Raw genomic sequence first — 12,849 nt, forward strand, 5'->3', positions numbered from 1 at the left:
GCATTGACTTAGCTCATCAATTTACCAGCTGTTTTTTAAACTGGTTAGGGCTGATACCCGTTTCTTTTTTAAACAACCGGGAAAAATAGGGTAAGTTCTCAAAACCAAGTTCGTATGCTATTTCAGAAACGCTTTGGTAATCACTTTTAAGACGGTTTTTTGCCTCGTTTATAAGATAAATATGGATCAGTTCAATAGCAGTTTTTCCTGTTTCCTGCTTAAGCATATCACTTAGGTAACGGGGTGATAAATTAAGTTGTGAGGCCAACGCGTTAACAGAGGGCAGTCCCTGGGTTAGCAATAAGCCGTTGGTAAAATAAGCTGCTAACACTTCATTAAATTTTGATACTGTTTTACCCGAAAGCTCTGTACGGTTAATGAACTGGCGTTTGTAAAACCGTTGCGAGTATTTCAGGATAGAATCAATATGTGTAAGTATAATATCGCGGCTGTACTCATCGGTGTTATTGTGATATTCTGCTTCTATCTTGTAATAAAGGTCCCACATGATCTGCTCTTCCGATGGCGAAAGGTGCAGTGCTTCGTTTGCCTCATAGTCAAAAAAAGCATACTTACTTATTTCGTTATGCAAAAAATGACCATTCAGAAAATCCTCATGAATGAACATGATAAACGCATCCTCATCATACTCCACACTGTTAAACTGGATCACCTGCCGGGGTTTGATGAACATCATGCTGCCATTATCGTGATCATATTTGGTACGACCATACATGATCTGGCCTGCTTTAAGCTTTTTAAACCCGATCATGTAAAAATCAGATGTAAATTCTCTGTCGCCAAACCCACAAGTATGGGTGCACCTATACAAACTGAAAAGTGGGTTCTCCGGCATCGGGAAACCATTTGAGCGGTGCATATCGGCTAAATTTTTAAAATGCTGCATGATCAATAAAGTTAAACAAATCTACGCCGGAATGCGGCGTAGATTATGTCAGGCGAATACCATTTATATAGAAGCTGAAAGCAGAATGCTCAAAGCCAAAAGCTAACAGTCTGATATTAATAATAATTAATTGCTTTGTGCGAAATTAAATAACAGATTCTATATCATATTATTTACCATGTGCAGCGGCAGATACCTCGCTCCAGCTATCCCACTCGGCAGCACGGCCTTCATAAGTTTGTTTAACCCATGGATGGGCATGTTTACCCAGGAATAAACGCAACGGAGGATTTTCTGTGTCAATCAGCTTAAGCACGGCATCCGTAGTAGCTTCGGGTACACCGAAAATATCATCGTCGGTTAAACCAGCCTGGAAAGCTGCCCTTACCGCGTCATATTCGGGCATTGCCACGGTTTGCGCGGCAGAAGCACCGGCCCAGTCGGTTGCAAAGCCGTTAGGTTCAATCAGGGAAACATTTATTCCAAAGCCTTTTACTTCGGCGGCCAGTGTTTCACTTAAACCTTCTACAGCAAATTTAGATGCATTATAGATGCCCAGCACAGGCAGCGTAACCAGTCCCAGTACACTCGAAAGCTGGATGATATGGCCATATCCTTGCTCGCGCATTACAGGTAACACAGCTTGTGATAGCCATAGTAAACCAAAAAAGTTGGTTTCCATTTGTTCGCGTGCCTGCTGCTCGGTAGTTTCTTCAACGCTGCCGAATAAACCGTAACCGGCATTATTGATCAACACATCAATGCTGCCGAAATGTTCTTTTGCTTTGCTGATGGCTGCAAAATCAGCAGCGCGATCATTAACGTCCAGTTGCAGCGGTAAAATATTGCTGCCATATTTATTTACCAGGTCATTCAGTGTGTTCAAATCACGGGCAGTTGCCACTACTTTATCGCCTCTTTGCAGTAATGCTTCGGCCCATAATTTACCGAAGCCACGTGACGCGCCGGTAATAAAAATTGTCTTTGCCATTGTTATTGTTTTTAAATGTTAAGACAAAATTAGAGTGATTAAAGTCCGGTGATTTATACAGAAGTGGGGAACAATGATACATTTTTACGCGGGGGCGTTTAATCGGTAATGAAAGTGTCATTAAGCGTAAATATGGACAGAAACTCAGAAGCTGTTTAAAAACGATAGTTTTTGAATGTAGAGACGCATCACATGCGTCTCCCGCATGCAAATTCCTGAACTTAATGACTTACAAAGCGGCTTGTCCTATGGGAGACGCATGTGATGCGTCTCTACATCTAACTTTCCATTCGTTTTTAAACAGCTTCTGGTTATATATAACAAAACCCATCTCCAGGAGACGGGTTTTGTTTCTATGCTTTAAACTCTCTAAAGGAGAGGGCCGGGGTGAGGTTATTTACTTTTCAGCACCCGTGTAGCACTTTGCAGGCCATCAGCCGAAGCGGTTAAAGTGATCGTACCTGCTTTTTCTTTTGCCTGAATAATGGCTAAGGCAAGGCCATGAAATACTTTGCGGTAACTGGCTTTGAACGGATCGTGACTAACCGGATCGCCGTTGTCAACGCTGGCGATAAAGCCTTCGCCATTGATCTTAAAGTTTACCTTGTTATCAGCATCAGGTACAACGTTACCGTCTTTATCCAATATTTTTACGGTGATAAATGACAGGTCTTTGCCATCGGCCTTGATCTGCGAGCGGTCGACAGTCAGCTCGATTTTTGCAGGAGCTCCGGAGGTATGGATCTCGCGGGTTAACACGGTTTTGCCGTTTTTACGTGATATAGCTTTCAAGGTTCCCGGCTCATATTTTACACGCCACATCACATGCAGGTCGTCGCCGGTTTTCTTTTGGATGCCCAATGATTTGCCGTTCAGGTACAGTTCAACCTCATCGGCGTTGTTATAGTATGCCCAGACATCGATCATTTTACCGGGCTGCCAATTCCAGTGCGGAAAAATGTGGAGCACATTTTTATTGGTCCACTCGCTTTGGTACATATAATATACATCCTTAGGGAAGCCGGCCAGGTCAATGATACCGAAGTATGAGCTGCGCGACGGCCATGAGTATGGAGTAGGTTCGCCAAGATAGTCGAAACCTGTCCAGATGAACATGCCCGAAAGGAAGTCGTACTTTTTCATCACCTTCCAGGTCATTTCATGCGTTGAGCCCCATGGCGGTCGGGTATTGTCATATGCCGAAACATTGTTGCCTTCCCTTACAAAAGGCTTGTCATAGCTGGTAGGCCAAACCCTGATGCTATCCGACGGCATTTCATAATAACCACGCGTTTCCAGGCCCGAAGTAGTTTCGGTAGCAATAAACGTTTTACCCGGGTAACGGTCATGAAACTTAGCGTAATCAAACTGGTGATAGTTATAACCGACAAGGTCAATAGCGCCCGATTTTACGATCTTATTGGTAGTATCCGGGCGGTCATTGGCTGTGGTGAGCGGGCGGGTTTTATCCAGGCTGTGAACAATGGCAGCCAGTTCCGGGGCAATGCGCAAAGCACTGCTATCGGCCTGTTGAGGGATTTCGTTACCGATACTCCAGATCATGATGCTGGGGTGGTTACGGTCGCGTTTGATCTGGTCTTCCAGGTCGCGTTTATGCCATTCTTTAAAATACAGGTGATAATCATAAGTAGCCTTTTTCCATTCCCAGCAATCAAAGGCTTCGTCCATCACAATAAACCCCATTTTATCGCAAAGGTCAAGCAGTTCGGGTGCCGGAGGGTTGTGTGAGGTACGGATACCATTACAGCCCATGGCTTTGAGCATCTGCAACTGGCGCTCCAATGCGCGGTTATTAATAGCTGCACCGAGACTGCCGAGGTCATGGTGATTACAAACGCCTAAGATCTTCATCGGCTTCCCATTAAGGCTGAAACCTTTATCGGCGTCGAAATTAAAATAGCGGATGCCAACAGTGGTGGTATATTCATCAACTACTTTTTTGCCTTCAATCAGTTGGGTAACTGCCTTATATAAGTATGGGTTCTCTACCGACCAAAGCACCGGGTTTTTTACCGTAAGGGTATTGGTTACCGTTAAAGATGCATTTTTATTTTGCGCCGCAGATGTAGCTTCGCCCGCGGCGGCTACCTGTTTACCGGCCGCGTCATAAAGTTTGGTGCTGATGAGCACCTGCGGCGATGCCTGGTCATTATGCAGTTGCACCTGCACATTTACTTTTGCAGAAGCTTTGCTGATATCAGTTGCAGTTACATATGTGCCCCAATGATCAATAGCGGTTTTGTTGGTGGTAACCAGCCACACATGGCGGTAAATACCCGAACCCGAGTACCAGCGTGAGTTTGGCTGAACCGAGTTATCAACTTTAACAGCAATAACGTTGCTACCGCCAAAGTTTAAGTAAGGGGTAAGCTCATACCTGAACGAGATATACCCGTTTGGCCTGAAACCAAGATGGTGCCCATTAATCCACACATCGCTTTTTTGATATACGCCATCAAAATCAATATAAACCAGTTTGCCTTTTGATGAAGCAGGAACAGTAAATGTTTTGCGGTACCAGCCAATGCCGCCGGGCAGGGCGCCGCCTTCGGGTGTGGCAGGATTATCTTTTGAAAATTTACCTTCAATACTCCAGTCATGCGGCAAATTGAGCACGCGCCATTTGCTGTCGTTCAGCGTTGCCTTTTCGCCGTTTTCAACAGCGCCGAGGTTAAAGCGCCAGCTTTTATCAAAATCAAGTTTCTGCCGGTTCTGGGCAAAAGGTTTAAGCGTGGCCAGCGTCAGGATGGCAAGGATGCATGCAAACTTATAAGCCCCGGCACGGTGTGATTTTATCGATGACATAATATCGTTTTGGGATTAAATGTATTTTGGACACTAAATTATAAATAATAGGCCAAAAGCAAAGGGAATCCAAAAACAATTGTCAACGGGAAAAGGAACGACTATTCGATATTGTTTATATATTTAGGCTTTGGTCGGTGCTGTAAACAATTTCGTATTATTCCAATTCATTCGTTCGTATCGGCTAAATTGGATGGTCCGGTGATGACAACAATAATAACAGAATATGAATAAAAAGATAGTTATAACTTACATTCTAAACATTCCGCTAACGTATATTTTTATATGCGTAATGGGCTGGATATCATATTTCATTTTTAGCGGAAATCCAACTTTTTTTATTCCTTTACGATATTTACTTTGCGTTTATTTTATATTGTATTTAGGTATGATCATAGTTACTTTAAAATCTCTTAAATTAAATACGTTAAAAATGTTTCCTATTATGACCCTTGAGTCAGTTGTTGTCTACGTTTCACTTGGAATTTTACTACATGCGTAAATAAATTCAAACTGAGACACTACCCCAATTTGATACAAGCTAAAAATATAGTCATTTTTGAGAAGTTACCGCTTTAAGGGAGATCCTGTTAATCGAATCCGAATAATTCCTGTAGGTGCTGAGTTTGGCCTCTTTTTCAATCTGATCATCTTGGTAATAAAGGTTAAAAGGGATACTTATGCTAAATTTTTAAGTTATATATCAGATTGTCAATTGTTTTTGAAATAATTGCTTTTTGTCTGTAATCTGAAGTATTATCGAACAACCCAAAGTGTTATGAATGATTTTTTTTGTTGATGGCTCTTTTTTTTAATTGTGACTGTCGATTAGATCGGGTGGTGCAGTAATAATTAACCTGGGTGGCAGGCAATTTTTCTTCCATGAGTTGCAAATAAGTATAGTAAGTATGAAATAAAAGTACTTAGTTATTTTAAAGGCTGGAGATTTATTGGATTAAATAACAAAATGAATCTTCAAACTCGGGTTTCTGTATAATAGCGGAAAATTAATTTCAAATCATCTTATACTATTTCCTCTAACATTCCGTTTTCAAAACTCAATGAAAGCAATTGCCTTTATCATGTTAATTTTTATGGTGCTCATTTCCACAATACCAGGAAAAGCAGAGCCTATGAATAACATGGCCAAAAACTGCTGTCATCACATGGCTAATATGCCGCAGAAACATCATGGCGGCCAAAAAGGATGTGACGGTGGTATGTGCGTGACTTTGCTATCGTGCAACAATTGCTGCTTTTTAAAAGTTGAACCTGTCAAGGCCGGGCCTGTTGCCGTTATTATTAATAGCAATGCTCCTTTGCTTTACCTCGCAGGCAATTTATCCGATTACGCCAACACTTGCTGGAACCCTCCGAAAGCTTGATAAAAAGACATCTGCCTATTTTCAATAGTGTATCTTTTTATTAAAAATTCAAATTAAAAATCATGAAAAAGTTTCTTTTCATCACCACTGTGATGCTGTTTACCATATTTAATATCTCATTTGCTAATACGCCTTGCTGCAATAACAAAATGAACCATTGCACCAAATGTGCAAAGTCATGCAACAAGCCAACGTGTTTGGATAACTGCAGCAAATCATGTAAGGCTTCCGGAGATTGCAATAAAACCTGTAGCAAATAACAAAACGGCCCCCGGTGAAAACCGGGGGCCGTTTTGTTATTTGCTAATTTTAATGAACCCTATCGGCTTTATATATTCCAAGCGGGCCATCTATAATATCAGTTATTTGCCGGCCGAACAGTCGAAAATGCTCCTGCTTCACATGCTGATCAAGTCCTTCCTGGCTGGCCCAGGTTTCGTGAAAAATAAACTGGGTTTCATCTGTCGTTGACTGGTATAGCTCGTATTGCAGGCAGGCTTCTTCCTGTCGGGATGCTGCTACCAGCTGATCCAAAAATGTTTTCATTTGCGCGGTTGTTCCGACCTTACACTTCACTAAGGCTGTTAAGTAAATTTTCATGGCTTGGGTTGTTTTGGGTAAATAGCTTGTTTAAATGATCCTGGTAGCGTTGCAGGTTTTCTTCGATATTAGCGTTTTTCATCACATCATAAAAGTGGATACTTTCTAAGGGTTGCATACCGGTAAAGGCATTCATGCGGTGAAAACCAAACAACGGGCCTTCGTCAACACTGCGTTCATTAAAAAACTCGCCGGGTAAGGTGAAAGCGGTGATGGGGGCATTCCACGAGGTGGTAAGCATGTATTTTTTGCCCTGCATTAAGCCGCCTGTGCCGTAATTAATACCGGGATTTTCGGCTGTGCGGCCATCGCTGCGGTAAATACCATTTTGATATCCGGCGGTAAAAACTTCGTCAATATATTTTTTAAAGGCATGCGGTACCTGGAACCACCAAACCGGGGTGTGGTAAATGATCACATCGGCCCATTTATAGTTTTCGGCCTCCTGCATCGGATCATACTCTTGGTTTATATCGGTTGAACGAACTTCAAAATCGGGGTGACCGGTAAAATAGTGCACGGTTGTATCCAATAAAGTTTTGTTAAATCGCCCGCCGGAGTGACCGAAGATCTGCCCTCCGTTTATTACAAATATGTTTGTCATTTATTTTCTTGTTTAATTTTCATCAAAATTACACCGATGTTGCCTACTATTAAAATAGTATAATTTATACATTTGTATCATAATTATAATAGATAGACTATGGTAAATTTTGAATGGTTCCGTACGTTTAAGGCGATTTATGAAACCGGCTCACTAACCGGAGCAGCTGAAGCACTGTTTATTTCCCAGCCGGGAGTAAGCCTGCACCTAAGCTCATTGGAAAGTTATGTGGGCTACAAATTGTTCGACCGTACCTCGCGCAGAATGGTATCGACAGAACGGGGCAAGATCCTGTATAATTATATTCAGGAATCCATTAGTAAGCTGGAAGAAGCCGAACGGCATTTTCATAAAAGCACCGAAAAAGATGTGCCTACTATTAGTATAGGCATGTGCTTTGAAACTTTTCAGTTTACGCTTGAACCCTACCTGCCCACACTGCCTTTTAATGTGATCATCAAATTTGGCGAATATCCCGAAATGCTGGCCGACCTGGACAACGGCATCCTCGACATGATCGTTACGCCTCATAAAGGCGATTATAAGGGGCTTGAATATAAACCTTTTTTTAAGGAACGCATAGTGGTGTTGGCCGGGGCGCAAACACCCACCGATGAGTTTAATGAACTATTGAAAACTAAAGATCTTACTCAGATTCAAAACTGGCTTAAAGCTCAAATCTGGTACGGCTCATCGGGCGATATGGAACACCTGCGGCGTTTCTGGCATATTAACTTCGGGAAGCGGCCTGATTTCAAGCCTAATTTCATCGTTCCTAACATGGGCTCCATTATCCGCTGCCTGAGTAATGGTAGGGGGATAGCCGTGATCCCTGATTTTCTTTCAAAAAAGGAGCGGGACAGCGGCAATATCAAACTGCTTTGGGAGGGGTACAACCTGATAGAAAATACGCTGTACTTCGGCACACGCAAAAAATCCATTTACGCTGAACAGGTAGGAATGATCCAGGAGATTTTTGAGCGGGAGATGGTTTGAGGGGGGCTAATGATAGGAGATAAATAATAGAGACAGGTGCCGCCCGCTTCCTGGCGAGTGGCAATTATTAAGCGGCCTCTGGGGCTTGTAGTGATAACATAAGCTCGGGTTAAACGAAAACTTTTTGTAACAATTGATTTTGCCCGGAAACTAATATAAGTGCAAAATGGTTTGCGATTCGGTTTCTAACAATATCTAATAAAAGTAACCGGATCTTTCATGCCAGGTGCAGTATTTATATCGCCGGGATAGAAAATTTAGGTATAATAAATCAATAATCTACTGCCTGTGAAACGTAGAGAACAATATCAAAAAAGCTGGAAGTATACATTGTTAATGGTAATGCTGTTCTGTTTTTTTTGCGCGGCTATTCTGATTATCTGTTCTATCCTTTTTAAAGAGATTTCGAAGCCATGGGGGGACATTTTACTGGCAGGTGCAGCATCCGTTTTGGTCTTTTTATTGACAATCCCTTTTTCAAAATGGTCAAAGTTGTCGCTTAACAATATAGGCGTAATTCCTTCCATGAGATCAGTTTTTAAAGTTGTACTGGGATTGATAATAGGACTGATAATCTCCGGGATGCATATAGCTGCTATTGCTTTTTTCAGCCATATCTCATTGAGCCGGCTTAAAGGCACCTCATTTACCATCACAGTAGCCATGTTCCTTCTGTATTTATTGACAGCCCTTCGTGAAGAGCTCGCATTTAGAGGCTATCCGCTGCGCAGTCTTGCCTTTTCTATTGGCAATTGGAAAGCACAAACGATTATCGCCGTATTTTTTGCTTTAGAGCATTTGGCCGGAGGATATACCTGGGGACAAGCAATTTTTGGTGCCGGCATAGGCGCTATATTGTTTGGTATCGCCGCCCTTCGGTCCGGAGGCATTGCACTTCCCCTTGGGATGCATACAGCATGGAATTTTAGCCAATGGTACATGGGGTTTAAACTTGAAAAGGGTATGTACAATGCCGTTGTTCCGGAAGCATTTCAATCTTCAAATCAAATGGTAATCCAGGTTTCATATGTAGTAATTATGTTGGGAGCCATAGCAGCCTTTTATTTTTATAAATCGCCCCAACATAAAGTCTGATCTGCTGTTGCATTGGATACTTAATAAAGAAGACAGATAAGGAATGCACTCCTGGTGCCGGCGTACGTGCGCCAGCGAAAGAGATTTGGCTACTTAAACCCAAATATTTCTTTATTGAGGTTTCCCGTATACCATCTGCCATTAATAAAATAGTATGTTTCCTTGCCTAAAATGATCATCGGAAAAATACCGGCAACTTTTTGTCTGGCTTTGTTTTTTGTGGTGATAAAATGGTCGTATAAGTTTTCTTTGACACTATAAAAGGCATTTTGCGCAGTATCAAAAGCCAGAACGCTTTCATTGTTATAAATGTAATTTGTTTCGGGATTGCGTTTTGAATTAAGGTCATCATGAACATGCACTTTGAGCCCGTAATTGCCCTCCCTGTTACTGGTGACTATTAATTTGATATTATAGTGTTGTTTTTCATCGCCAGTCTCACTATTAATATAGTTCAAAACATGCATGGCTTCATACAAATGAGGCCCGTTTACGCAAATGATCAACGAGTTACCTAATCCTAAGTTTGAGCCACCCCTTACGGCATATCTTATTTCGATAAAGCTCTTGTTTAATAAATATGTTTCAGGAGGTACACCCCAAAAATCAGATATGGTTATGTTATCCTTTAGATAGGTTACTTTGAGAACGTGTTTTTCATAATCGGGGATGATCTTTACCGTTTGATTTTTACCATCGATGGATACAAGATGATATATTTTTGTATCTCTTTTGGTTGCTTTTGTCTCAGCGGTTTTTAACCAATCTTGCGCGGATAAATGATCGAAAGAAAGTATGAAAACTAAAGCAATAATTAAGGCGCCGCATTTGCTCATACAGACAAGGTTTACACGCCAATTTATGCTTTTATTTTACTGTTTTTATTACTAATTCCAAATAAAAATAATGGTGGCGCTATTGTGCAGGTACCTTTTATCGAAAATAGGATTATTTCAAAAAAGCTCAAAAAATCAAAAAAAAATCAACGTTTCAGATGTGGGTAAAAAAGGCCGGTTCTGAAACGCTGATTTTCTGCTCTGGGAATTTTTATTGATTGATAATCAATCAGTTAATGGTGTTTCGGGTGAAAAATTAAATTATTGATTATCAGTGTGTTTCATGATTTGTCTGTTTCGGTATTTCACATTCAAAAAATGGAACACTTCTCATTTACGGAAAAAGAAACACCGACATTTTTTTAATTTTTTTTCGGGAATCAAAAAATTGGGACACCTTGTTTGTTACAATGGGTATCAGCGTTTTGAACCTTTTCAATATTAGGCGTGCTTACACCGTGGGCGCTGCTGTAAAAATGCTTGTATAATACTTGCGATAGGCAAACAGCAAAAATACCTCTAAAACTATAACCGCCAGTCCAATTGGCAAACCCGCCGGTGCCAAAATGGCATGGAACAGGAATATATTAAGTGAAATAGGCAGGAGCAATAACACAAACAGCGCCGTATACCGGTTGATAATTAAAAACAGGCCGCTGGTTATTTCAATTACCTTCATGTATTGGAAAAAATAACCTGAACCAAATAATCCGCCGCTAAATGCCTGTGCCTTATCGCTCATGGGCGGTTGGGCCATATGCAGAAACTGGAAAAAGAAGTTTAAACCAAACACCACGAAGACGAGGCCCAGCAAAACGCGGGCAATTAATACTGCAATTTTCATAATTAATAGGTTTAATATAAGGTTAAACACTAAGTTTAGTAATTTAATTGACATATTCAAATCTGCCTCATAGCTAACTATTTAAACAGGCATTACTTTTGATAAAACAGGACATATGAACATTCAAAAAATAACTTTCGGCAACGGTTGCTTTTGGTGCACCGAAGCCGTTTTTCAATCTCTTAAAGGTGTAACATCAGTAACCTCGGGTTATATGGGCGGCAAGGTTTTAAACCCAACCTATGAACAGGTTTGCACCGGTGCTACCGGCCATGCCGAAGTGATTCACCTGGAGTATGATGCCGACGTGATCTCTTTTGATGAACTGTTGCTGGTATTCTTTAAAACCCATAACCCAACAACACTAAACCGCCAGGGCAACGATGTGGGAACACAATACCGCTCGGCTATATTTTATTATACAGATGAACAAAAACAGGCTTCAGAAGCGATGGTCAAAACGCTTACCAACGAGCAGGTTTTTGACAATCCTATCGTAACCGAAATAACCCCGGCAAGCACATTTTACAATGCCGAAGATTATCACCAGAATTATTTTAATGATAACCCTAATAAGTCGTACTGCGCGTTTGTTATCCAGCCAAAACTCAATAAATTTGCCAAGGAGTTTAAGGATAAAATAAAGCCGGAGCTGTTGTAAGCTATACTGTGGTCGTCCCGAATTTATTTCGGGATCCCACTTGCATGGTTGCTGAGCGCGTGAGGTGCTGAAACAAGTTCAGCATGACGCCTGTTTGTATTTATCGGGAAAAACCTCTCTTAGCATCATGAAAAAAAGCTATAGCTATCTACTATTAGGCCTGTTGTTATTCAGCGCCTGCTCATCTGTTAAAAAAACTGCCAACCCTAATACAAGCATTACCAACGATGGTAAAATCTGGGCTTCGTTATGGCAGCAACGGGCGGCGGAGTACAAGGCGTTATGTTTTCAGGCCTATAATATAGCTAAGCTCAGGGTTGATGAAGCAATGAAGAACCCTGGCGATAAACCGCTGGCTATTGTTACCGACATTGACGAAACCGTACTGGATAACAGTCCATATGATGCCCGCCGCGCCTTACAAAATTTAGATTACAGTGATGCCACCTGGAAACAATGGACAGATAAAGCCGTTGCTGATACCGTGCCGGGCGCACCTGCTTTTTTTAAATACGCTGCATCAAAAGGGATTACGATATTTTATATCACCAACCGCAATGAAAATGAACGGGCAAGTACGCTGAAAAATCTGCAGTTGTATGGATTGCCTAATGCCGATGATGAGCACCTGCAGTTAAAAACTACATCATCGAGCAAGGAAGCGCGCCGTCTTAACGTTTTAAAAACACACAACATCCTGCTGCTTTGCGGCGATAACCTGCCCGATTTTGACCTGCTATATGATAATCACCCCGCCGAAGAAAACAGGACGGCTACTACACAAAGGCTGCAAAAGGAATTTGGCAGCAGATATATCGTTATTCCAAACCCTTCATATGGTGATTTTGAAGGAGCGCTGTTCCGGATTAATTATAAGCTTAGTCCGGCCCAAAAAGATTCGGTGATCAGGGCGAAGATTAAAGCTGATCAATAAAACTTCTGTAGTTTAACGGTTGGCAAGTGGTAGCCGCCGGGGCATGGTATATAACTTAATTGCCTGTATTTGCGTATATTTACACGCTGATCCCTCTATAGCTTTGATTGTTTTATATAGCTAAAAGCATTTTACTTAGTTTAATAAAATAATTAAATGTTTGGGAGATG

Annotated in this window: 13 protein-coding genes; 5 read left to right on the forward strand and 8 right to left on the reverse strand. The window is 41.4% G+C overall.

Features of this window, described 5'->3' with window-relative positions; genetic code table 11:
- Positions 1-16 precede the first annotated feature (16 nt).
- The 3 genes from SNE26_RS27525 to galB form a co-directional block, all read right to left on the reverse strand.
- On the reverse strand, positions 17-907 hold the full coding sequence (locus tag SNE26_RS27525) for an AraC family transcriptional regulator (RefSeq protein WP_321557040.1): 891 nt from the start codon (positions 905-907) through the stop codon (positions 17-19).
- A 169-nt stretch (positions 908-1,076) separates the two neighbouring features.
- Positions 1,077-1,898 carry an SDR family NAD(P)-dependent oxidoreductase gene (locus SNE26_RS27530; protein ID WP_321557041.1) on the reverse strand — a complete coding sequence of 274 codons (822 nt, stop codon included), beginning with the start codon at positions 1,896-1,898 and terminating at the stop codon, positions 1,077-1,079.
- Positions 1,899-2,291: 393 nt separating this feature from the next.
- Positions 2,292-4,724, reverse strand: a complete 2,433-nt coding sequence (gene galB, locus SNE26_RS27535) for a beta-galactosidase GalB (RefSeq protein ID WP_321557042.1) — start codon at positions 4,722-4,724, stop codon at positions 2,292-2,294.
- Between the two features lie 1,061 nt (positions 4,725-5,785).
- Here galB and SNE26_RS27540 point away from each other — a divergent pair.
- On the forward strand, positions 5,786-6,109 hold the full coding sequence (locus SNE26_RS27540; RefSeq protein WP_321557043.1) for a hypothetical protein: 324 nt from the start codon (positions 5,786-5,788) through the stop codon (positions 6,107-6,109).
- 309 nt (positions 6,110-6,418) lie between these two features.
- On the opposite strand, the gene SNE26_RS27545 is transcribed toward SNE26_RS27540, so the two are convergent.
- Together SNE26_RS27545 and SNE26_RS27550 are read right to left on the reverse strand one after the other, a co-directional pair.
- Positions 6,419-6,709, reverse strand: a complete 291-nt coding sequence (locus tag SNE26_RS27545; RefSeq protein ID WP_321557044.1) for a putative quinol monooxygenase — start codon at positions 6,707-6,709, stop codon at positions 6,419-6,421.
- Positions 6,675-7,313, reverse strand: coding sequence for an NAD(P)H-dependent oxidoreductase (locus SNE26_RS27550; RefSeq protein WP_321557045.1), 639 nt, complete (start codon positions 7,311-7,313; stop codon positions 6,675-6,677). Before SNE26_RS27550 ends, SNE26_RS27545 begins: the two co-directional genes overlap by 35 nt.
- Before the next feature lie 99 nt (positions 7,314-7,412).
- Here SNE26_RS27550 and SNE26_RS27555 point away from each other — a divergent pair, with 99 nt between their 5' ends.
- Complete coding sequence (locus tag SNE26_RS27555; RefSeq protein WP_321557046.1) at positions 7,413-8,309, forward strand: LysR family transcriptional regulator; 897 nt, start codon at positions 7,413-7,415, stop codon at positions 8,307-8,309.
- Positions 8,310-8,617: 308 nt separating this feature from the next.
- On the opposite strand, the gene SNE26_RS27560 is transcribed toward SNE26_RS27555, so the two are convergent.
- Entirely contained in the window at positions 8,618-8,836 is a 219-nt protein-coding gene (locus SNE26_RS27560) for a hypothetical protein (protein ID WP_321557047.1), read from the reverse strand.
- Between SNE26_RS27560 and SNE26_RS27565 the strand changes: the two genes are divergently transcribed.
- Positions 8,835-9,404: a CPBP family intramembrane glutamic endopeptidase gene (locus SNE26_RS27565; protein ID WP_321557048.1), complete on the forward strand. Its 570-nt coding sequence runs from the start codon at positions 8,835-8,837 to the stop codon at positions 9,402-9,404. The two genes, SNE26_RS27560 and SNE26_RS27565, sit on opposite strands and share 2 nt — an antisense overlap.
- A gap of 89 nt (positions 9,405-9,493) precedes the next feature.
- On the opposite strand, the gene SNE26_RS27570 is transcribed toward SNE26_RS27565, so the two are convergent.
- Together SNE26_RS27570 and SNE26_RS27575 are read right to left on the reverse strand one after the other, a co-directional pair.
- Positions 9,494-10,240 carry a hypothetical protein gene (locus tag SNE26_RS27570; protein WP_321557049.1) on the reverse strand — a complete coding sequence of 249 codons (747 nt, stop codon included), beginning with the start codon at positions 10,238-10,240 and terminating at the stop codon, positions 9,494-9,496.
- 451 nt (positions 10,241-10,691) lie between these two features.
- The gene (locus SNE26_RS27575; RefSeq protein WP_321557050.1) at positions 10,692-11,084 is read right to left on the reverse strand and encodes a DoxX family membrane protein; all 393 of its coding nucleotides are present in this window, start codon (positions 11,082-11,084) and stop codon (positions 10,692-10,694) included.
- A 115-nt stretch (positions 11,085-11,199) separates the two neighbouring features.
- On the opposite strand from SNE26_RS27575, the gene msrA reads away from it, so the two are divergent.
- Both msrA and SNE26_RS27585 read left to right on the forward strand, forming a co-directional pair.
- On the forward strand, positions 11,200-11,745 hold the full coding sequence (gene msrA, locus SNE26_RS27580; RefSeq protein ID WP_321557051.1) for a peptide-methionine (S)-S-oxide reductase MsrA: 546 nt from the start codon (positions 11,200-11,202) through the stop codon (positions 11,743-11,745).
- Between the two features lie 127 nt (positions 11,746-11,872).
- Positions 11,873-12,679 carry a 5'-nucleotidase, lipoprotein e(P4) family gene (locus SNE26_RS27585; RefSeq protein ID WP_321557052.1) on the forward strand — a complete coding sequence of 269 codons (807 nt, stop codon included), beginning with the start codon at positions 11,873-11,875 and terminating at the stop codon, positions 12,677-12,679.
- Positions 12,680-12,849 lie beyond the last annotated feature (170 nt).

It is taken from the genome of Mucilaginibacter sp. cycad4 (assembly GCF_034263275.1).
In the GTDB taxonomy this organism is placed as follows: domain Bacteria; phylum Bacteroidota; class Bacteroidia; order Sphingobacteriales; family Sphingobacteriaceae; genus Mucilaginibacter.